Consider the following 20,310-nt stretch of genomic DNA (forward strand, 5'->3'; position numbering starts at 1 on the left):
ATAATGGTAACTTGTGAGGAGGTTATTCTATGAGCGTTTCAAACGATGTTATGAAAAAAGAGACGGAAGGAAAGCGTTGGGTTATTGGAGCCGTCGTTTTCGTTGTCTTGGCTATTATCGGACTTTTTTGGGCAAAATGGAACCCCTATTTTCATAAAGCATTTACGGCTGCTTCCACTCATTTTATTGGAAACTCAATCATTTCAGGAACTGCAGCAACTGCCGAAGCACCATCCTGGTCAGCGGCGTGGCATTTCAGTGTGACTTATTTCTTAGCGATTTGGAAAGCCTTTATCGTTGCCATTTTACTCGGTTCTCTTCTGCAGGTACTTATTCCGCAAAATTGGGTGGCCCGTGTATTAGGGAAGACGACTTACGGCAGTACGTTTGTTGCAGGTGTTTCAGCCTTGCCAGGCATGATGTGTACATGCTGTTCTGCTCCGCTTGTCGTAGGGCTTCGTAAGCAACAGAGTTCTGTATCTGCTGCTATCGCATTCTGGTTTGGAAATACTGCACTTAATCCTGCTGTTTTAGTATTCATGTTCTTTGTATTAGGTTGGAAATTTATGCTTCTTCGTCTCATCTTTGGAATCATTCTTGTTTTTGGATTAAGCTATTTAATTGGAAAAATGGTTCGCAATGAAGAAGAGGCGAACGCCATTATCGAAAGAACCCAGAAAGCAGCACCATTGGAACAAGGGCAGGATCGGCACTTCTTCATCCGCTGGTTTTCGGCGATTAGTAAACTCGCATTGACCCTTATACCAGCCTATATCCTAAGCGTTTTAGTCTTGGGTGCTTTACGCGCGTGGTTTTTCCCGGCACTTGGCGGTACCGTTTGGGGAAATAGTATAATCACTGTCATTGGCTTTGCCATTGTTGGAACCTTATTTGTCATTCCAACAGCAGGTGAGATCCCCATCATCCAAACGTTTATGAAATTTGGTTTGGGCGGAGGACCGGCCTCTGCTTTACTGATTGTTTTACCTGTTATCAGTCTACCTTCTGCCTTGATGGTAAGACGTGCTTTGGCATGGCGGACACTCGGACTTCTCGGTCTTGGAGTGGCGATTCTCGGAATCATCGCAGGTCTAATAGGCATGGTGTTTATAGCGTAAAACCACCCATTTAATTTTTGAGATTAATAATAGGATTGCTCAAGATCAATGAGAAAACAAACCCAGTCTTAAGGGAGTTCTTAAGACGGGTTTGTTTTTTGTTGTTTAGGAAATTATAAAATTCTCGACTTGTGGATACATCGACATTGAAACGTCGTTTTTTGTGCGAAAATAACCTCGCTTTGCGCGGGCACACGGCAATACGTCTGCGCAAAGCGAGGGAATCGTCGTTACACGTAAAACGATTAGGCGTAACCAGAATACGCTATCCGCCTACAACTGGACTAGAATGCCGAAATAAAGGACTGACGTTACGCCTATTTCAGTTGAGCGTAACATGGATACGTTAACCTCCGCGAAATGGGACGGAATGACGAAATAACGGATTGACGTTACGCCTATTTCGGTTGAGCGTAACGAGAATACGCTATCCGCCGCGAATCCGTCCAGAATGACCAAATAACGGAATGCCGTTACGCCTATTTCGTTTGAGCGTAACGAGGATTCGCTATCCGCCGCGAATCCGGCCAGAATGACCAAATAACGGATTGACGTTACGCCTATTTCGGTTGAGCGTAACGAGAATACGCTAACCTCCGCGAAATGGGACGGAATGACGAAATAACGGATTGACGTTACGCCTATTTCGTTTGAGCGTAACGAGAATACGCTATCCGCCGCGAATCCGGCCAGAATGACCAAATAACGGAATGCCGTTACGCCTATTTCGTTTGAGCGTAACGAGAATACGCTATCCGCCGCGAAATGGGACGGAATGCCGAAATAACGGAATGCCGTTACGCCTATTTCGGTTGAGCGTAACGAGGATTCGCTATCCGCCGCGAAATGGGACGGAATGCCGAAATAACGGAATGTCGTTACGCCTATTTCGGTTGAGCGTAACGAGGATTCGCTATCCGCCGCTAAATGGGGCTGGAATGCCGAAATAAGGGAATGTCGTTACGCCTATTTCGGTTGAGCGTAACGAGAATACGCTATCCGCCGCTAAATGGGGCTGGAATGCCGAAATAACGGATTGACGTTACGCCTATTTCAGTTGAGCGTAACGAGGATTCGCTATCCGCCGCGAATCCGGCCGGAATGACGAAATAACGGATTGACGTTACGCCTATTTCGGTTGAGCGTAACGAGAATACGCTATCCGCCGCGAATCCGGCCGGAATGCCGAAATAACGGAATGCCGTTACACCTATTTCGGTTGAGCGTAACGAGGATTCGCTATCCGCCGCTAAATGGGGCTGGAATGCCGAAATAAGGGAATGTCGTTACGCCTATTTCGGTTGAGCGTAACGAGAATACGCTATCCGCCGCTAAACGGGGCTGAAATGCCGAAATAAGGGACTGACGTTACGCCTATTTCGTTTGAGTGTAACGAGGATTCGCTATCCGCCGCTAAATGGGGCTGGAATGCCGAAATAAGGGAATGTCGTTACGCCTATTTTGATTGAGCGTAACGAGAATACGCTATCCGCCGCTAAACGGGGCTGAAATGCCGAAATAAGGGACTGACGTTACGCCTATTTCGTTTGAGCGTAACCAGAATACGCTATCCCTCTCCCAATTGCCCATTTGAGTCGTTAGGCGTAACGAACATTCTCTATTTAACTCGGAACGGCCCATTTTACCCAGGGAGTTGACCAGTAACGTATCCTAGTTACGCTTCTTATGTTAAAATGGGACGATTTTCCACATTGGTTAGACAACCACCCATTTTTGTTAAGTGTTTAAACCTAAAAACAGTGCCCGAGAAAAACTCATAGGTTAAATCTATACTTGGGAAGAAGGGAGTCGCGGTGTTAGCGATTTTGTTCTTTAAGAGCCTCTCCCACGAAAATCCAGCGATCGGGGTGAAACATGGTGTGTAAGGCAAGTTTGCCCACGAAAAAGGCCCCCGTTCCGCCTTGATTTGGTGTGATGGAGCCTCCATCCCACGAAAAAGGCCCCCGTCCCGCCCGGATTTGGTGTGATGGAGCCGCCGCCCCGCACGGTTAACTCTATGAACCTAATCAATAGTATGTAATGGCGCCCTGACGCGGACAGGACGCCAATTTTTTAGGGGGTGTAAAATGGTCTACGAAGTGGCGGCTAACAACCTAGTACCAAAATGCACCAACGATAACAAGGAGAATGAACAATACAACAATTAGAGCAAAACTATTGCTGTATCCTCCTCCTCCACCTCCACAAGAAGAGTAACCCATGGTTCTTCACCACCTTTTTATCGAGGTTACTCTATACTATTCAAAGGGTTTTGGTTGGAAATGGACAAACATAACAAACTATGAAAATTAAATAAAATGTCTATGAAAGACGTAGGGTTACCAGTCTCTTTTTGACTCACAGATTCAAATAGAATGACCTAGGTTTGAATGATTAAAGAGGGGAGAAGAGTTTAAATAGAAAGTCTCGAAATTGGATGCTTTTTCTTATTTTTGAGGCGGATTCTATTATTAAACATGTCGCAATGCGGACGGAAACGATTTAATTCGTAAAAAGTAATGGGCAGGTGTACATGATATAATGAATCAAAAAAGTAAAGAAGTGTGAGGTTATGAATACACCGAAGATCTTGCTCATTGACGATGAGCAGACTATTTTAGATATGATTGAAATTGTTTTACGAAAAGAAGGGTTTGAGTCAATACAGACGGCTGTGACGGGCGCAGAAGGAATTCAGAAATGCTCCACTTTTCATTTGGTGCACCCTTTGCTTTAAATATTATTTGTACGATTCCTGCTCTTGCCGTTTCAATTTCTAGCCAACTTGCACCCATTTATCCTTGGACGCAACCCATGCTCGCCATGTCACCTGCGCAGAGTGGCGTTCTAAATGTGACGACAGAAACAGGGGTTACCATATTGGTTGCGGGGCTTGCTTTTATTATTGGAGGTTGGTCGCACTTCATAAAACGAGATTTATAGGTTTAATAATCGGGCACCTCTCTTTAATGGGATCGGTGTCTTTTTTTTACTAAAAAAAGATCAAATTCTAAAGCCAACCAATGGTGAGAGGGATTGGGCCTCGATTTATTGACGATTAAGATGGAAGAAGTTGAACTAATTAGAATGGGTGGAGATTTTATTTTGGCTATTTTTGAAAAGATAGATGGAGCTGTGATAAAATTTTTTTATGGGAATCATAAATTTTTTTAGGGGGTAACCATGAAAAGGTTCTGGGGGCAAGTTGCCCGTCTTATTTTTGTTTTAGCCATTGCAATCATGTTAGGGTTTTTATTTGTACCCTTATTATCTGTATTTGTGTCAATGCCTGTGAGTGTTTTGTTTCAAAAATTGAATACCCAGATTTCTTACCAAGCCTTATATTTAAGTCTTTGTACAACATTAATTGCGTTAGGCATTATTATCCTTCTGGGAACACCGGTTGCCTATTGGTTAGCCAAAAAACAATTTTCTGGGAATCGTCTTATTAGGGTATTGATTCAAATGCCGATTGTCAGTCCGCCTGCTGTTGCAGGTGTTGGACTTTTACTAGTCTTTGGAAGCATGGGGTGGTTAGGCTCAAGCTTTTCTTTAATAGGGATTTCGTTTTCCTTTAATGTGCAAGCTGTCGTCCTGGCGCAGGTATTTATCTCAGCCCCTTTCTATATTAGTTCTGCCATGCAAGCCTTTGAGACCATTGATGATAAGTTCTTAGCTGTATCAAGAACCCTTGGCGTTTCTCGCTTCAAGACATTTTGGCGTATTACAGTCCCTTTAGCCTCTACCGGTTTATTAACGGGTGCCGCCTTAAGTTGGGGAAGAGCTTTAGGTGAATTTGGAGCGACGATGATGTTTGCAGGTAATCTGCCTGGTAAAACCCAAACACTCCCTCTTGCCATTTATACGGCTATGCAATCCGATAGCAAAGTGGCCATAGCGATGTCCGCCTTATTGCTTTTCATCTCATTTGTTCTTTTATTATTAGTCGTATTATTGGGAAGACTCTCTTCCTATGAAACTAAGATTGAAGGCGGGAAACCAAATGCTAACGTTTCACTTTCAAAAAAATCTGCGTGACTTTCAGCTCGATATAAACATAGAGCTTGACAATAAAACCCTTTCGCTTATAGGTCATTCCGGTTGCGGCAAAACCACGACGCTTCAGCTATTGGCAGGACTTCAAAAACCGGAACAAGGGCAAATGATTTTAAATGGTAGAGAAATCATTAATACGGAATCGAATGTGTTTATTCCAGCTGAAAATAGACGTATTGGGTATGTTTTTCAAGATTACGCCTTATTTCCGCATTTGTCAGTCCGTGAAAATATTTTATATGGGATACGTCAGTTTGACCGTTCGGATCAAGAAAATCGTCTAGCAGATGTACTTTCTTTATTACAGCTGGAGGCTTTTGAAGATGTGTTTCCAGCTAATCTATCTGGAGGTCAACAACAACGCGTTGCGATCGCCCGGGCACTTGTGACGCAGCCAGAATTGCTTTTATTAGATGAACCGCTCTCAGCTTTGGATGTTTCGACACGAGGTCATGTCCGAACGGAACTTAAAACATTGCTTGATAGTCTATCCATTCCTTGTATTGTGGTCACCCACGATTTCGAGGATGCGAGAGTCCTAGGAGATGAAATGGCTGTTATTGACAAAGGGAAATTAATTCAAATAGGAACCCCAGAAAGCTTAGCGAAGGCACCTTCAACTGCATTTGTCGCAGAGTTTATTGGAACCAATTTAATTGTTCAAGGTCACTCGGAACAGACAGCGGAAAACGTCATGATTGCATTTGATCCATGGCAAACTCATGTTTCACGAGCATCTACTGGAGAGCGCTATGAATGGACAGGAGTCATAAAAGACATCAGCTATTTTGGGGCGTTTAATCGACTCTACATAGAGGGTGCACATCGTTTGATGGCAGATATTCCGATTCAAAGTAATGGGTTTGATTTAGGTGAACAGGTTTTTATAGCTGTTAAGGAACAAGAAGCAAGGGTGTATCAATCGAGACGCCCAATAGAAGAGCCACTTAATCAAATAGAGGATTCGTTCTTTCAAAAGAAAGCCGTACTTAAACGACGCCGCTTAAAAAAAATCCAAATGATCGGGACAATGGTTTCCATGATTCTTGTGATTGGCCTTCTCATTGTTTTTTCCGGAATGAAAGGTTTTGCTGGAACGGGTCACTCGACTAAACAAACGACAATGGTGGCGTTAATTGCTGCGAACGCAACGGATCCTGTAAATGATATAATTAGTCAGTATGAAAAAAGTCATCCTGAACTCACCATTAAAGCGAGTTATGCGGGGACACAAATCATTCAAACGCAATTAGAGCAGGGGGATCAAGCTGATTTTTTCTTATCTGCAGACTTAAGTCATATCCAATCCTTAAAAAAGGAAGGACTTGTAAAAAAATTCTATAAGGTTTCCAATAACCATGAAGTGATCATCGTTCCAAAAAATAATCCGGCCCATATTACCTCTTTGAAGGATCTTGCCAATAAAAAGACGAAACTTATTATTGGGGTGGATAATGTCCCAATTGGTCAATACACACGTCAAGTCTTCCAAAATGCGGCACAAGATTACGGCGCTCAATTTGAAAATCAGGTTATGGACCACGTGGCCTCGACCGAAACCAATGTGAAGCAAATTTTAGAAAAAGTTTCAATGGGTGATGGTGATGCGGGTGTCGTTTATTTGACAGATGTGACGGCAGCCTATAAAAATAAAGTAAGAATCATTCAAATACCTAAAGCCTATAATGTCGTTTCATCCAACTATATCGCGGTTCCGACGCACGCGCCGCACCCTAAGAAAGGCCAATCCTTCTTAAAGTATATGAGGTCGTCTAAAGGACAAGCTGTGTTTAAAAAGCTTCACTATGATCCAATAAACTAAATGAGGCGATGGTATGAATTTTAAAAGGCTACAATCCTTTGTTCTCGTCAATCAGAAGGGGAGTTTTTCAGAGGCAGCCAAAAGCTTAAAGTTAACGCAACCGGCTATAAGCAGTCAAATTAAAGGATTAGAGGATGAACTAGGGGTCCGATTATTGGATCGTTCAACTGCTACGATTCAACTTACTTCAGCGGGTGACTTTGTTTATGAAATGGGTGTTCAAATCTTAGAAAAATGTGAAGAACTTGAAAAAGGGGCTAAATCTTTTCAAGCTATTTTAGCAGGTCAACTCTCTGTTGGGGCAAGTACCATTCCCGGAACATATCTTCTTCCAAAGTGGATTGGCGGCTTTCATGAACGCTTTCCTCAACTTCTAATCAAAAATGAAATATCGGATTCTCTTGAGATTCAATCACGTTTAATCAATAAAAAAGTGGATGTGGCGCTTACAGGGGCTTATATGGACTCTCCGCTGATCTTATCAGAGCCGATCATTTCGGAATCACTCGTATTAGTGGCTCCAACCGATCATCCATTAAAACAGCAATCAAAGATTCCGCTTGACGAACTGATCAATTATCCAGTGGTTCTCCGTGAAGAAGGTTCAGGAACTCGACTGGCTATGGAGAAGGGATTGAGCGCGGCTGGCATTCAATTAAAAGAGTTAAAGGTAGTCGCTCATTTTGGAAGTACGGAAGCGATCTTGGCAGCCGTAGAAGGTGGCCTTGGCATTAGTTTTGTACCCGAATGGGCGGCTCTTCAACCTGCAAAAGAAGGGAGAATTTCCCTTGTCACGACTCATGAAACCCTTCAACAAACTTATTATCTCTCCTTTTTAAAAGGGTATGAAACGCAGCCAAAACTCTATGAATTCATTTCCTATATTAGAAGTAAGAGTCCTTTTAAAGCTTAAGTGGTTTGACTCCAAAGGGGGGAAGGCTTGTCAGGCAAATCCCTTTGGTTATTACGTTAAAACCTCTAACTGATAAGGTCATAGAAAAAGGAAACCTCGTTTAGAACTTCATAAAGAGGTTTCCTTACCATCTTGTCATTATTAGAACTTAGTTATTCTGAGAAGAGATGGCTAGTTTAGTTTTCCTTTTCGTGTTTTTCCTTGTTAGAGAGAAGAACGCACAGGCAAAGGAAAGGATAACAATGCCACATCCAAACCAGGCTGTATGGGAGACTGTACCGGAATAACTTAGCACGCTGCCGCCAAATGCCGAACCAAGTGAGATACCGACTTGTAAGGCTGAATTATTAAAGCTTTGCTGAATATCGGAAGTAGAAGGGGCAATTTGAATCAAGTAGCTTTGTTGGGGCGGTGCCAGACTCCAACTTAAAGCGGCCCAAACCATCATCATTGGCAAGAATAATATAAGGGAAAAAGTTGTTAGTGGTAATAAGAATAGGACAACCGCAAAAGCACTAATCACGACAATAATACTTTTTTCAGCTCCAATTGAATCCGAGAGAATGCCTCCGAATGCGCCACCGCTAACCGCTGCAATCCCAAATAAGAGATAACAAATACTAATCCAATTGGAATTCATATGAAGTTCTGTTTGTAAAAATGGTGTTAAATAGGCATAAAGGGTATAGTGCCCTGCTAGCATGAACATTGTTGCGAGATGCGCACTGCCTATTTTGGCACTTCCAACTGCTTTTAACTGTTGGGAAAGTGGAATGGTTTTTTCCCCTGGAACACGCTCCAAGAAGATGGCAATCAGAACCATTGACCCGATTGATAAAATGGCTATTCCAAGAAAAATAACGCGCCAGCCGAATAGATTGGAAATAAAGATTCCGATTGGCACACCTAGTACAAGTGATGAACTAATCCCCATATAGATGAACCCCAATGCTTTGGCACGGTGAGCTGGAGTGACCACCTTAGCCGCGATGGTTAAGGAAAGCACAACAATTAACGCGGTACTCATAGCCGTCAAAATTCTTGCGATCATCATAAAGGTAAAATTTGAACTAAAATAGGTCATGATGTTTCCAATGAAGAAGACGAACAACGATGTGATATACAATTTTTTTCGCTCTATTTTATTCGTTATGACAAGTAAGATTGGGCCGGAGATCGCGTAAATGAGAGCGAAAACCGTTATAAGTTGACCCGCACGACTTAACGAGATGTTAAACTCACTAGCAATCGAGGGAAGAATCCCACCAACGATTAATTCAACAAGTCCCGCTGCAACCGTTGATAAGGCGAGTATAATGACTTTAAAATTCATAGTTGAATGATCGATCCTTTCATAAAATACTTTAATTTAGAAAATAAAAAAATCCTGATTACAGAAATGAATCGAAAATTCATTTTCTGTAATCAGGATTTTAAGGTTCCTGGTAGAAACCCTCAAGCCATATTCTTGAGGTTATACAGAGTAGTAAACATAAAGTTTTCATGTGACACTTTTAACGAGTTTAGCAGATTGTCTCGTATTTTTCAAGTGTCATCATTTAAAGTTGTTTTCAGTTAGGAAGTAGCCCCTTTAAAAATAGGTTCTAATTACAATAGATAGTGACTTTTATTAAGAAATTAAGTTTAATTGATGGTCAATGGTTATCAAAGTCGTTTGCATTCATTCTCACAAATCGATCAATAGGGTGGTAACTGTGAGGCTTTATCATGTTCACGACCCGAAACCTAGTCAAGCATGATATGATACTTATAAATAAGGAGGCTTTATTTAAATGAATACGATTATTTTTGACATAGATGACACTTTATATGATCAAGCCCAATCCTTTCATAAAACAGTGCGACAGATGTTTGCGGAACCATTGTCCAATGAAGAAATAGACAAGCTTTATAAAACGAGTCGGAAATATAGTGAGGTTTTATTTGATCAGAGTGAACGAGGAGAAATCACTCAGTTCGACTGGCAGACGGGGCGTGTCATTGCCGCATGCAAGGATTTTGGACTCCCGATTGATCTTCAAAAAGCGATTGCTTTCCATGAAGCGTATGTGGTGGAACAAACTCATATCTCACTATTCCCAGAAGTACGGGAGCTATTAGATTCTCTTCACGAACAAGATAAACAGCTTGCTATCCTCACAAATGGTGAAGAACAACACCAAACAATGAAAATTAATCAGCTCGGTTTAAGGAAATGGTTTCCTATCGAGAACATTTTTATTTCTGAAACAGTTGGCCATGCCAAGCCAAAAAGGGAAGTCTTTGAGTTTGTGGAAAAGAAACTAAATCTTGATCAAACAAAAACGGTTTATGTTGGGGACAATTATGAAAAAGATATTATGGGTGCTAAACAAGCAGGCTGGCAAGCGATTTGGATGAATCATAGGAATCGAGAATTACCTAAAGATGCCATTTATCAACCCGATATCGAAGTGAAAAAGGCAAAAGAGCTTTTAGAGGTGTTTATGAAGTAAGAGGTCATTAAATAAGTTAATAAATTTATTCTGTTGTTTAACTATAATAAAACCTTCTTCTGAAAATTCTCTAAAATACGTCGATGGTTTTTGGTTGGGGAAATGGTGTGGGCAGGGGAAACCAAGCAGCATAACGATGTCGTAATAACTATGGGATTCTAATTTGATTGTAAAATAAAGCAGGAACAAGCCCTGTTCCCATAAATCTAAAGAAAGGAAAAACATCTCCCCATTTGTAACTGTACCAATCATGCTCGGAGATCGTATCCTAAATAACTTTTGCTCTTTAAAAATCATTTTAGTTTTATGATAGATTTTCCTTTTTCTTAGCTTTCCTTGTTTTTAATAATGAGAAAAAGGCAAAAAGCACAGCGCCAATAAATAGGATTGAAAGCGAGAAGATTAGTTTCATTGATTGATTAAGGGTTGTGTGGTTAATAATGAACTGCGGCAGATAGATAAGTGTTGGAATGATGATTAAGACCCAAGTTTTACTCCAAACAGATACCCCTATGAAAATGGCCATGGCAATAATAATGGAGGCTATTGTACTGGATGCTCCCAGGTGAAAGGTGGGGGTCTTAAAGCTTTGGTTCCAAAGTAATAATCCAATAAAAAGAATGAGAGGAGTACATCCTGTAAAGAAGTAAATAAAGGCTTCTTTTCTTTTAGATAGTGTATGGCTGGAAATATAGTTGAAAACAATGGCGACTAGAAATAAAAACAGCACAAATAGAACAGGATACCCAATTAATTCTAAAAGAGAGATTTGAGGTCTGATACTCAGAGCATTACTAAGGATTAAGAAAGCGAAGGCGCCTAATATAAATATGGTGATATATTTGATTAAATCCTTTGAATCAAAAGCCATTTCCTTTGCAATGGCTCGCATATATTCCTTAGGGGTTTTTCCAATGATGGTTTTAACACTTTTCCCTTTTTTCTCGGCTTCATAGAGGTGATCTATTAGCTCTTCCACCACCTCTTTAACTTCCTCTTCATTTTTACCGCTTGAAATGAGGTATAGCTTTAAATCATCTAAAAAATCAAGGCTTTCTTTTGATAATTCCATTTAGTCGCCTTCCTCTCTTAACAGCTTATTAACGCTTTTCGATATAGAGCCCCAATTTTCTTTAAACCCATTCAGCTCTTCTTGACCTTTTTGCGTTAATACATAATATTTGCGTTTAGGGCCACCTGAAGGGGTGTTCTTGTTACTTGTAGTGACGAGGCCATCTTTCTTTAAACGAAGTAATAAGGGGTAAATGCTGCCTTCGCTTACCATTGTAAACCCATATAGGTGTAAGGTTTCCATCATTTCATATCCATACGTTTCTCCTTTAGCAATGATCTTAAGAAGACAACCTTCTAATATTCCTTTTAATATCTGAGTGGAAGATGACAATAAACGTCCTCCTTAATTGACCTCGGCAACTATATTGTATTGCAACATAGTTTGGTCTAAAAAATATGTGGCAGCTTGACTAACTTGCAATACATTATAGTTTAAATTTAACCGATATCAATCGGCTAATCAAGGATTATCTGATTCTTTTGATTGAGGATTAGATTTAATTTCTTAAGTGTGTTTATAACGGATTTAGTCCATTAAAACGCAGCATTAATATTACGTCTAACTTTTCATATACTTATTTAGGCATTGAGCTGATTTTTAAGTACATGGAAGTCAGCGCAATATTGTGTGGCATTCAATTTATAATGATTCAATCAATATATGGCAGAAACCTTTTGATCTATATGAAAAATTTAAAGAAGGGTGTGAGGTTACTTGATCACCGCCCAAATTGGAACTCACGTTTATCGCTATCAAACAGATTTAGAGCGCTATTTCAAAGCTTTTCGAGAGGAGATAGTTGGACTCAATCAAACGTTTGAATCCCCCTATGGTACCCAAAGGATCATCTACACGGATTGGATTGCGAGCGGGCGTCTCTATTATCCCATCGAAACTAAAGTCAGAGAGGTGTTTGGCCCTTTTTATGGAAATACCCATTCGGAATCCAGTGTGACGGGTCAAACGATGAAGCAGGCGTATGAAGAGGCTAAGAAACTGCTAAAAAAACATGTTCACGCAGATGATCAGGATGTGATCATGCTTGAGGATTCTGGTATGACATCGGTTTTAGCCAAGTTTCAGAGAATTATGGGTCTAAAGGGCCCTGAAACGTGGAAGAAAAAAATAGACTTGCAAGAAGCTGATCGACCGGTCGTCTTTATTAGTCATATGGAGCATGATTCCAATCAAATATCTTGGGAGGAGACGATCGCGGATGTCGTAATCGTTCCGAGGGCTCAGGATGGACGTTTGGATATGGCGGCTCTAGAACGTCTTCTCGTTACTTATCGTGAACGCCCTTTAAAAATTGGTGCTTTTACTGCCTGCTCTAATGTAACTGGGCTACGCTTGCCGCATCACCAGTTAGCGCGAAAACTGCATGAAGCAGGCGGGATTTGTATCATTGATTTCGCCGCGTCCGCTCCGTATGATGAGATGAACATGCATCCAGAGGATCCTATTGAAAATCTTGATGCTCTTTTTTTCTCCACCCACAAATTTCTAGGAGGACCTGGCGGAAGCGGGGTTGGCATCTTTGGTTCTCATCTCTATCATAACCGTGTACCAGATGAGCCGGGCGGTGGTTCAGTTAATTTTACGAATCCATGGGGCATACGTCATTACGTTAAAGATATTGAAACAAGAGAAGACAGCGGCACACCTGGTATTTTACAAGGAATACGGGCAGGGCTCGCGGTCAAGCTTAAAGAAAAAATGGGGACAGAAAAAATCAAAGAGCGAGAAAAGGAGCTTTTAGCCATCATTATGCCGCAGTTAAAAAGCATTCCTGGTGTTCACGTGTTAGAAGGACAGGTAGAAGACAGATTAGGCATTGTTTCATTTGTTGTAGAAGACCTTCATTATAATTTAATTGTCAGACTGTTGAATGATCGGTTCGGCTATCAAGTGCGAGGCGGTTGTTTAAGCGCATGTACTTATGGGCATATTCTTTTTAACATTGACAAGATAAAGTCTAAAATGATTTTGGATCAAATTAACCAAGGTAATTATTCATTCAAGCCGGGCTATGTTCGTCTTTCCATTCATCCCACGATGACAAATGAGGAGGCCTATGGATTTATTAAAGCCATGAAGCAGATTGTGCAGAATCAAGAATCTTGGAAGCAAGATTATGTTTATGATGCCAAAAGTAACAATTTCTTATCTATTCTGCATAACAGAAGGGACTACAACCAGCTTTTTGAACTTTAAAAAAGCCTTGTGGACAGCAGGCAGGCATAATTAAGCAGTGGTTCCATGATGAATTACTCGTCGTAAACAAGCCGTGCGAAAACAGAGTTTTAAATAAAAAGTACAAGAAAAACTACGCTAATAGCAATCATACGTTATACTAATGTTAGGCAATATAGGTGGTGATTTGTGAATGAAGCAGGATGACTTAATAGCGGGATGGCTCTCTTTAACAACTACTTACATGAATTTGGCTCATGAATTAGAAGAGGTCATGAAGCGGGAACATGACTTAACTTTAAAAGAATTTTATGTGCTTTTATTTTTATATGAAACGCCTGAAAAGAAGTTGAGATTACAGCAATTACAGCAAATGGTTGGTTTGAGCCAAAGTGCGATGTCAAGACTTGTTGCCCGCTTTGAAGCAAAGGGATGCGGTGCGTTACAACGAGAGATTTGCCAAGAGGATCGCCGCAACATCTATACAGCGATCACTGATATCGGTGAGGCTAAGTTAGCAAAAGCACGTGAGACCTTTTGTTCAACCATCGAGGCAGCCTTAGGCGTAAAGGAGATTCAAGAGGGATTAAACGCTTTAATCTTAACTTATGCAAAATAATCATTCAGCTAAAAGCTCTCTAGATTTTTGAGTTACCTTCAAGGATTTTTCTCAAACCTTTTAGGATAAATGGACAACCTTCTTGGAAAAATAGCGCACCTTTGAGGATTTTCCCAAAACTGGTGGCGGTTTGGGTCGCCCTTTTTAACTTATTTTGGAGAGCTTTTATATTGAAAAATTAATAGCGGGCAAGTGCAGATAGCGGAACAATGAGAAGCTTTTTATTTGACGGCCGTCTTTTATTTCCGTTATTGTATGCATGTGCATGCATTTTATAGTCATCGCGTTAAAAGGATACCCTTTAAAAGTATTAATATTTTTTACGAATTCAAGAGGAGATGGAGTCATGGAACATTTATTTACACCTTATAAAATTAAAGGCTTGGAGCTAAAAAACCGTGTCGTTATGCCGCCAATGTGTCAATATTCCGTTACGAAGAAGGATGGAATTGCAAATGAGTGGCACTATCTGCATTATGTGAGCCGGGCGATCGGTGGCGCCAGCCTGATTATTATTGAAATGACAGATGTTGATCCTGATGGACGCATTACCGATTATGACTTAGGATTGTGGAACGATGAACAGATTCCTGCATTAAAACGGATTGTGGACGCTTGTCACGAACAGGGTGCTAAAGTTGGAATTCAGATCGCTCACGCTGGAAGAAAAGCAGAAGATGCCGCTGAGCCTGTTGCTCCATCGGCGATTGCCTTTGATGAGACTTATAAAACACCAAGAGAACTGACGATCGATGAAATAAAGGAAATAGTTGAAAAATTCCGCTTAGCCGTCAGACGTGCGGTAAAGGCGGGCTTTGACACCATTGAGCTTCACGGCGCTCATGGCTACTTAATTCATGAATTTCAATCGGCTTACACGAATAAAAGAACGGATGACTATGGAAAAGAGTTAGCCAAATTTGGTAAAGAAGTGATTCAGGCTGCTAAAAGCGAAATGCCTGAAGATATGCCATTAATTTTCCGTATATCAGGGAAAGAGTACGTTGACGGCGGATATGGCATTAAGGAAAGTATTGAATTAGCAAGAGACTACCAAGCCGCTGGTGTTGATTTATTCCATGTCAGTGCCGGAGGAGAAGGGCAAATTGCCGCTCACGGTCGACCAGGAACGCATGCCGCTTACCAAGTTCCTTTAGCGAGAGAAATCAAGCATACATTAAATGTACCGGTCATTGCTGTTGGTCGATTAGATGATGCGGTCTTAGCTAATGCAGTTATAGGTAATGAAGATGCCGATCTTGTGGCGGTTGGAAGAGGTATGCTGAGAAATCCGTATTGGACGTTAGAAGCAGCGGCCAAGCTTAATAAAGAAACCAATTTCCCCGCTCAGTATAAAGTCAGCTTTCCGAACGTCGGGAAATAAACCTAAATAACGAGGCTGTTAGCAGTGGCTTACAAAAAATAAATTCTATTACTAAAAAAGGAAAACATCGATCCCGATGTTTTCCTTTTTTCTAGCCAAGATGAAAGAAGTGATGGTCTTCATTGAAAAATGAAACAATTTAGTAAAAAATGACTTTGACGCGGTAAAGCAATTAAAATATAATTCTCTTTATATATAGATAATTTAGTCTATACAAATTTATAAAGGGGGAGAGCAAATGTCTCAACAATCAGCCGTTGAGCAATTTGGGTACAAACAAGAATTAAAGCGCGGCCTAACCTTTTGGGATCTTTTGATTTACGGTTTGATTTTTATGGTTCCAATCGCACCGTTTGGGATTTATGGGGATGTGGTCACAACCTCAAAAGGCATGGTCGCCCTTGCCTATTTGATTGGGATGGTTGGTATGATTTTTACCGCTCTAAGTTATGCCCGAATGTCGGAAGCCTTTCCGATTGCGGGATCAGTCTATGCCTATGCAGGGAAAGGGATTAATCAATATGTAGGATTCGTTGCCGGTTGGGCCATTTTACTCGATTACATCTTAATTCCGTCTTTGTTATATGTGGTGAGTGCACAAGCGTTGTCAGGGATGGTTCCAGCTATTCCAAGCTGGATTTGGCTGATCTTATTTATCCTAATTAATACCATCATCAATTATTTTGGGATTGAATTTACGGCAAAAGCCAATAAAATCATTTTAGTGTTTGAACTTATTGTTCTAGCCATCTTTATTAGTGTTGGAATTGTGGCGATTGCTCATCATGTTAATGGGGCTGTTTTTTCCTTTAAACCGCTTTACGATCCAAACTATTTTAGTATGCATGTCGTTATGAGTGCGGTTTCGATCGCTGTCTTAAGTTTTCTTGGTTTTGATGCGATTTCAACCTTATCTGAGGAAACGAAAGGCGGGGCGAAAACGGTTGGCCGGGCCACCATTTATTCGCTCCTTATTGTAGGTGTTTTATTCATGGTCCAAACCTGGATCGCAGCCCTTATTTTCCCTGATTTTACAAGTTTTAAAGACGTCGGAAATGCTTTTTATGAAGTGGCCGCAATTGCAGGCGGGGGGTGGTTAGGTAGCCTTACCGCCATTGCAACCGCGATCTCTTGGGGGATTGCCGATGCCCTTGTTGCTCAAGCCGCGATTTCCCGGATCCTTTATAGTATGGCGAGAGACCGTAAGTTACCTAAAGTTCTAGGGAAAATTCATCCAAAATATCAAACCCCTTATGTAAGTACTATTTTTGTGGCCATTATTTCTTTAATTGTTAGTATTGGGTTTGTTTCTCAAATTGGTGCCCTCTCTTCGGTTGTTAACTTTGGCGCCTTAACCGCTTTTCTCTTTCTCCATATTAGTGTGTATGTTCACTACGTTGTAAAAAATAAGAGCAAGGACTTTTGGAATCATTTAATTTTACCGTTAATTGGATTTATCGTTATTGGTTATGTGTGGATCAGTTTAAGTCCGCAAGCCAAAATTTTGGGCGTGATTTGGCTCGCCATCGGTATTGTGATCGCCATTGTTCTTGCCGTCCAAAAGAAGGATTCATCGATTGAAATCTAGTAGGCTAGTGAAGTAAGAAGTATAAACTGAGGCTTCTTTCAAGCGGAACCTCTCACTTAAAGGAACAAGTGATCGAATTAAGAGATGTCTTTTAAATTTTTAAAGGGGTTGAGATCTATGACCATTCATCAACATCAGCATCTTCACCATACGATACATGATATGAAGTCCCATATGCATTATGGCTGGGACAGGGATAATCAGCCTATTCTTGAAATTGAGCCCGGTCAATCGGTGGGGTTTGAAATTATAGAGTGTTCCGGAGGGCAGTTGAGTAAAAATGCGAAGGCGGAGGACCTCCTGAATTTTGATTTTGAAAAGCTCAATCCGGTCTCAGGTCCACTGTATGTTAAAGGTGCAGAACCTGGCGATACGTTAGAAATTGACATTCTTGATTTCCGTTCTTTAGAGTGGGGATGGACGGGTGTGATCCCGGGGTTCGGCCTTCTGGCAGACGAGTTTAAAGAGCCGCTTATCAAAACTTATGATTTAACTCATCGCAACAAAACGGAATTTTTGCCCGGTATCGATTTGTTTATTAAGCCATTCCCTGGCACGATTGGTGTTGCACTTCCTGAACATGGCCATTTTAATGTGGTACCGCCTCGAAAAAATGGTGGCAATTTAGATATCCGTCATTTAACACGTGGAACCAAATTGTATCTGCCTGTTTGGGTAGAGGGGGCTTTATTTTCCGTTGGGGATACGCATGCGGCACAGGGAGATGGTGAAGTTTGCGGGACGGCCATTGAAGCTTCGATGGAAATTAATCTTCGTTTCAAGCTACATAAGGGGAAACAGATCCAAGAAGCTCGTTATGAAATTCCTGGACCGCCAACGCCAGAAGCGGATAGTCGAGGTTACTACGTTACAACGGGTCACGGTGAGGATTTATTTAAGGCTTCACAAAATGCCATCCGTTATATGATCGAGTACTTAATGGATACATACGGGTTAACAGCTGGTGAAGCCTACATGCTTTGTAGTGTCGCAGTGGATTTGCGAATCAATGAAATTGTTGACGCACCGAATTGGCTTGTCTCTGCCTTTTTGCCGCGCGCCATCTTTAACTGAATACCCTAAAGGCTATAAACGAACGAACTCTCTCCATAGAGTTCGTTTTAATTTATGCTTTCAGCGTATAAACTTTCACTTTCGCTAGGACTTGGCGACGAGCGAATTCTAATTAGTTAAGAAATTATAAACCACAATGGGCTCCGCGCACACCTTGATTTTGTGTATTGGAGCCCTCATCACACACAAAGGGCCCCGCACACGCCTCATTTTTGTGTATTGGAGCCCTCATCACACACGAAGGGCTCCGCACACGCCTCATTTTTGTGTATTGGAGCCTCCATCACACACAATGGGCTCCACACACGCCCTGATTTTGTGTATTGGAGCCCCCATCACACACAATGGGCTCCACACACGCCCTGATTTTGTGTATTGGAGCCCCCATCACACACGAAGGGCTCCCGCACACGCCCTGATTTTGTGTATTGGAGCCCGGTTATGAAAAAAAGATAAGATTCTAAAAAAATTAAAGAGTTGGTCAGTGTCAAAAGCCCTCTCTTTCGAATGAAAGTGAGGGCTTTTCGTCCTGGATTTTTATAAGGGGGGGAGGGCCCCCCAACAGAAATTTTGAAGAACTTCACTGGGCCTTGTTACATAAGATTATTTTGAATGACCCATTTGTGGAGAAGGAGAGAGAAGCGTGTACAAATATGAAGAGCATACATTCCAGTTTTCAAAAAATGACATCATTGAGGCCCTTGAAAACTATTTTGGTATTGAAGGATCATTAGTCGACTATAAATTTGGTCCGTATAATACAGAGGAAGATAGTCCTGATTTTTTAATGGTGAAGTCGAGACTTGAGTACGGGAATGAACAGACGAGTTCTCATGTTCCTAAACTGGTAGAGTTTGGCTCATTAGATTAATGGGGGATTCGCCTCCCAACTTGTTAACCATTGCCAACCAAAAGCCTGAAGAAGTTAAGAAATAAGAGGTTCATCGCTTATAGACGTTGTAAAAACAGATAAAGAATTAAGAAGAGCTTGCTCCCTATCCGGTTTTGATAGGAGGCAGGCTCTTGTTTGTTTATGGGGCTTATTTTGATGAAATCTGTCAATCATAGCTTACTGAGGGTATTCAGGTTTGACAAAAGCTTTATTATTTTATCGTAAAAGGAAAAATCCGGTCGATTTTTAGTAATAATTGGTTTACGTTTGGGATCTTTTACAGGTAAAATAGAATCAGATGACTTTTTAAACAAGGCGGTAAAGCTCGATCGATCGTCTTAGTATTTGAGTTCATCGCATATGTAATCCGAGTAATCACCGAAGAAACGACAGACACTATGTTTATCGGAAAGTTTTGAAAGCTCATCAACGTTGAACACAACTACTAAATACAATAGGAGGCCTATCTATATGGCAGTCGTATCTCTAGCTAAAGGTCAAAAAGTGGATCTTACAAAAACAAATCCTGGTTTATCCAAAGTGTTAGTCGGGCTAGGTTGGGATGTCAACAAGTATGATGGGGGTCAAGATTTTGACCTTGATTCTTCTGTTTTTTTACTTGGTGAGAATGGAAAGGTAAAAGATGGGGCAGATTTCGTCTTCTACAACAATACAACAGGTGCAGGCGGTGCGGTCGTCCACTCGGGTGATAACCTGACAGGAGAGGGAGATGGCGATGATGAGCAAGTCAGAATTGCCATTAAAGATGTTCCATCTCATATACAAAAAATTACATTTACCGTTACCATTCACGAAGCTGAGGCTAGAAGACAAAATTTCGGCCAAGTCAGCAATGCGTTTATTCGCGTCGTGAATGAAGAAACGAATGAAGAGTTAATCCGTTATGACTTAGGTGAGGATTTCAGCGTTGAAACCGCCATCGTCGTCGGTGAATTATATCGCCATAATAACGAGTGGAAGTTCTCGGCAATTGGAGCAGGCTACTCAGGCGGACTCGCTGCCCTTTGCAAAGACTTCGGACTAGAAGTAGGTTAACTTAAGCAGAACGTTTTTAGGGAGG

21 protein-coding genes and 1 riboswitch are annotated in these 20,310 nt (G+C 41.2%); of the genes, 15 read left to right on the top strand and 6 right to left on the bottom strand.

All coding sequences use genetic code 11. The annotated features are described in order from the left end of the window. Positions 1 to 29: 29 nt before the first annotated feature. Positions 30 to 1,118, top strand: a complete 1,089-nt coding sequence (locus PU629_RS09665) for a permease (RefSeq protein WP_275284058.1) — start codon at positions 30 to 32, stop codon at positions 1,116 to 1,118. Between the two features lie 273 nt (positions 1,119 to 1,391). On the opposite strand, the gene PU629_RS09670 is transcribed toward PU629_RS09665, so the two are convergent. After that, a complete protein-coding gene (locus PU629_RS09670; RefSeq protein ID WP_275284059.1) occupies positions 1,392 to 1,820 on the bottom strand; it encodes a hypothetical protein in 429 nt (142 codons plus the stop codon). A gap of 8 nt (positions 1,821 to 1,828) precedes the next feature. On the opposite strand from PU629_RS09670, the gene PU629_RS09675 reads away from it, so the two are divergent. Next, entirely contained in the window at positions 1,829 to 2,068 is a 240-nt protein-coding gene (locus PU629_RS09675) for a hypothetical protein (protein ID WP_275284060.1), read from the top strand. Between the two features lie 535 nt (positions 2,069 to 2,603). Here the strand turns inward: PU629_RS09675 and PU629_RS09680 are convergent. Together PU629_RS09680 and PU629_RS09685 are read right to left on the bottom strand one after the other, a co-directional pair. Beyond that, on the bottom strand, positions 2,604 to 2,759 hold the full coding sequence (locus PU629_RS09680) for a hypothetical protein (RefSeq protein ID WP_275284061.1): 156 nt from the start codon (positions 2,757 to 2,759) through the stop codon (positions 2,604 to 2,606). Between the two features lie 473 nt (positions 2,760 to 3,232). Beyond that, positions 3,233 to 3,340 (bottom strand): YjcZ family sporulation protein, encoded by a 108-nt coding sequence (locus PU629_RS09685; protein WP_275284062.1) that lies wholly within the window; start codon positions 3,338 to 3,340, stop codon positions 3,233 to 3,235. 350 nt (positions 3,341 to 3,690) lie between these two features. On the opposite strand from PU629_RS09685, the gene PU629_RS09690 reads away from it, so the two are divergent. From PU629_RS09690 to PU629_RS09710, 5 genes are all read left to right on the top strand, one after another. Continuing rightward, positions 3,691 to 3,855: a response regulator transcription factor gene (locus tag PU629_RS09690; protein ID WP_275284063.1), complete on the top strand. Its 165-nt coding sequence runs from the start codon at positions 3,691 to 3,693 to the stop codon at positions 3,853 to 3,855. Continuing rightward, positions 3,819 to 4,061, top strand: coding sequence for an ABC-2 family transporter permease (locus PU629_RS09695; protein ID WP_275284064.1), 243 nt, complete (start codon positions 3,819 to 3,821; stop codon positions 4,059 to 4,061). The genes PU629_RS09690 and PU629_RS09695 overlap by 37 nt, the downstream gene beginning before the upstream one ends. A gap of 240 nt (positions 4,062 to 4,301) precedes the next feature. Further along, complete coding sequence (locus tag PU629_RS09700; RefSeq protein WP_275284065.1) at positions 4,302 to 5,156, top strand: ABC transporter permease; 855 nt, start codon at positions 4,302 to 4,304, stop codon at positions 5,154 to 5,156. Further along, positions 5,122 to 6,996: a molybdate ABC transporter substrate-binding protein gene (modA, locus tag PU629_RS09705; protein WP_275284066.1), complete on the top strand. Its 1,875-nt coding sequence runs from the start codon at positions 5,122 to 5,124 to the stop codon at positions 6,994 to 6,996. The genes PU629_RS09700 and modA overlap by 35 nt, the downstream gene beginning before the upstream one ends. 13 nt (positions 6,997 to 7,009) lie before the next feature. Further along, positions 7,010 to 7,909 (top strand): selenium metabolism-associated LysR family transcriptional regulator, encoded by a 900-nt coding sequence (locus tag PU629_RS09710; protein ID WP_275284067.1) that lies wholly within the window; start codon positions 7,010 to 7,012, stop codon positions 7,907 to 7,909. 148 nt (positions 7,910 to 8,057) lie between these two features. Here PU629_RS09710 and PU629_RS09715 read toward each other — a convergent pair whose 3' ends face one another. After that, positions 8,058 to 9,242: an MFS transporter gene (locus tag PU629_RS09715; protein ID WP_275284068.1), complete on the bottom strand. Its 1,185-nt coding sequence runs from the start codon at positions 9,240 to 9,242 to the stop codon at positions 8,058 to 8,060. A gap of 69 nt (positions 9,243 to 9,311) precedes the next feature. Further along, positions 9,312 to 9,411, bottom strand: a riboswitch (purine riboswitch). 291 nt (positions 9,412 to 9,702) lie between these two features. Here PU629_RS09715 and PU629_RS09720 point away from each other — a divergent pair. Next, a complete protein-coding gene (locus PU629_RS09720; RefSeq protein WP_275284069.1) occupies positions 9,703 to 10,404 on the top strand; it encodes an HAD family hydrolase in 702 nt (233 codons plus the stop codon). Positions 10,405 to 10,708: 304 nt separating this feature from the next. Here PU629_RS09720 and PU629_RS09725 read toward each other — a convergent pair whose 3' ends face one another. Both PU629_RS09725 and PU629_RS09730 read right to left on the bottom strand, forming a co-directional pair. Next, positions 10,709 to 11,476: a DUF1129 family protein gene (locus PU629_RS09725; protein WP_275284070.1), complete on the bottom strand. Its 768-nt coding sequence runs from the start codon at positions 11,474 to 11,476 to the stop codon at positions 10,709 to 10,711. Further along, complete coding sequence (locus PU629_RS09730; protein WP_275284071.1) at positions 11,477 to 11,809, bottom strand: PadR family transcriptional regulator; 333 nt, start codon at positions 11,807 to 11,809, stop codon at positions 11,477 to 11,479. A gap of 384 nt (positions 11,810 to 12,193) precedes the next feature. On the opposite strand from PU629_RS09730, the gene PU629_RS09735 reads away from it, so the two are divergent. From PU629_RS09735 to PU629_RS09765, 7 genes are all read left to right on the top strand, one after another. Continuing rightward, positions 12,194 to 13,693 carry an aminotransferase class V-fold PLP-dependent enzyme gene (locus PU629_RS09735; RefSeq protein ID WP_275284072.1) on the top strand — a complete coding sequence of 500 codons (1,500 nt, stop codon included), beginning with the start codon at positions 12,194 to 12,196 and terminating at the stop codon, positions 13,691 to 13,693. Between the two features lie 172 nt (positions 13,694 to 13,865). After that, the gene (locus PU629_RS09740) at positions 13,866 to 14,291 is read left to right on the top strand and encodes a MarR family winged helix-turn-helix transcriptional regulator (RefSeq protein ID WP_275284073.1); all 426 of its coding nucleotides are present in this window, start codon (positions 13,866 to 13,868) and stop codon (positions 14,289 to 14,291) included. Positions 14,292 to 14,637: 346 nt separating this feature from the next. Beyond that, the gene (locus tag PU629_RS09745; RefSeq protein ID WP_275284074.1) at positions 14,638 to 15,675 is read left to right on the top strand and encodes an NADH:flavin oxidoreductase/NADH oxidase; all 1,038 of its coding nucleotides are present in this window, start codon (positions 14,638 to 14,640) and stop codon (positions 15,673 to 15,675) included. A gap of 238 nt (positions 15,676 to 15,913) precedes the next feature. Next, on the top strand, positions 15,914 to 17,263 hold the full coding sequence (locus PU629_RS09750) for an APC family permease (protein WP_275284075.1): 1,350 nt from the start codon (positions 15,914 to 15,916) through the stop codon (positions 17,261 to 17,263). Positions 17,264 to 17,380: 117 nt separating this feature from the next. Then, positions 17,381 to 18,337, top strand: a complete 957-nt coding sequence (locus tag PU629_RS09755) for an acetamidase/formamidase family protein (protein WP_275284076.1) — start codon at positions 17,381 to 17,383, stop codon at positions 18,335 to 18,337. Between the two features lie 643 nt (positions 18,338 to 18,980). Further along, on the top strand, positions 18,981 to 19,208 hold the full coding sequence (locus PU629_RS09760) for a hypothetical protein (protein ID WP_275284077.1): 228 nt from the start codon (positions 18,981 to 18,983) through the stop codon (positions 19,206 to 19,208). Positions 19,209 to 19,700: 492 nt separating this feature from the next. Continuing rightward, the gene (locus PU629_RS09765; RefSeq protein ID WP_275284078.1) at positions 19,701 to 20,285 is read left to right on the top strand and encodes a TerD family protein; all 585 of its coding nucleotides are present in this window, start codon (positions 19,701 to 19,703) and stop codon (positions 20,283 to 20,285) included. The last annotated feature ends 25 nt before the right edge of the window (positions 20,286 to 20,310 follow it).

The organism is Pullulanibacillus sp. KACC 23026, assembly GCF_029094525.1.
Classification (GTDB): domain Bacteria; phylum Bacillota; class Bacilli; order Bacillales; family Sporolactobacillaceae; genus KACC-23026.

Coding starts and splice junctions, on each gene's coding strand:
- PU629_RS09725 (WP_275284070.1), bottom strand. CDS start 11,476: ATGGAATTATCAAAAGAAAGCCTTGATTTTTTAGATGATTTAAAGCTA.
- PU629_RS09700 (WP_275284065.1), top strand. CDS start 4,302: ATGAAAAGGTTCTGGGGGCAAGTTGCCCGTCTTATTTTTGTTTTAGCC.
- modA (WP_275284066.1), top strand. CDS start 5,122: ATGCTAACGTTTCACTTTCAAAAAAATCTGCGTGACTTTCAGCTCGAT.
- PU629_RS09745 (WP_275284074.1), top strand. CDS start 14,638: ATGGAACATTTATTTACACCTTATAAAATTAAAGGCTTGGAGCTAAAA.
- PU629_RS09755 (WP_275284076.1), top strand. CDS start 17,381: ATGACCATTCATCAACATCAGCATCTTCACCATACGATACATGATATG.
- PU629_RS09740 (WP_275284073.1), top strand. CDS start 13,866: ATGAAGCAGGATGACTTAATAGCGGGATGGCTCTCTTTAACAACTACT.
- PU629_RS09690 (WP_275284063.1), top strand. CDS start 3,691: ATGAATACACCGAAGATCTTGCTCATTGACGATGAGCAGACTATTTTA.
- PU629_RS09680 (WP_275284061.1), bottom strand. CDS start 2,759: ATGGGCCGTTCCGAGTTAAATAGAGAATGTTCGTTACGCCTAACGACT.
- PU629_RS09665 (WP_275284058.1), top strand. CDS start 30: ATGAGCGTTTCAAACGATGTTATGAAAAAAGAGACGGAAGGAAAGCGT.
- PU629_RS09715 (WP_275284068.1), bottom strand. CDS start 9,242: ATGAATTTTAAAGTCATTATACTCGCCTTATCAACGGTTGCAGCGGGA.
- PU629_RS09720 (WP_275284069.1), top strand. CDS start 9,703: ATGAATACGATTATTTTTGACATAGATGACACTTTATATGATCAAGCC.
- PU629_RS09750 (WP_275284075.1), top strand. CDS start 15,914: ATGTCTCAACAATCAGCCGTTGAGCAATTTGGGTACAAACAAGAATTA.
- PU629_RS09695 (WP_275284064.1), top strand. CDS start 3,819: ATGCTCCACTTTTCATTTGGTGCACCCTTTGCTTTAAATATTATTTGT.
- PU629_RS09675 (WP_275284060.1), top strand. CDS start 1,829: ATGCCGTTACGCCTATTTCGTTTGAGCGTAACGAGAATACGCTATCCG.
- PU629_RS09685 (WP_275284062.1), bottom strand. CDS start 3,340: ATGGGTTACTCTTCTTGTGGAGGTGGAGGAGGAGGATACAGCAATAGT.
- PU629_RS09710 (WP_275284067.1), top strand. CDS start 7,010: ATGAATTTTAAAAGGCTACAATCCTTTGTTCTCGTCAATCAGAAGGGG.
- PU629_RS09765 (WP_275284078.1), top strand. CDS start 19,701: ATGGCAGTCGTATCTCTAGCTAAAGGTCAAAAAGTGGATCTTACAAAA.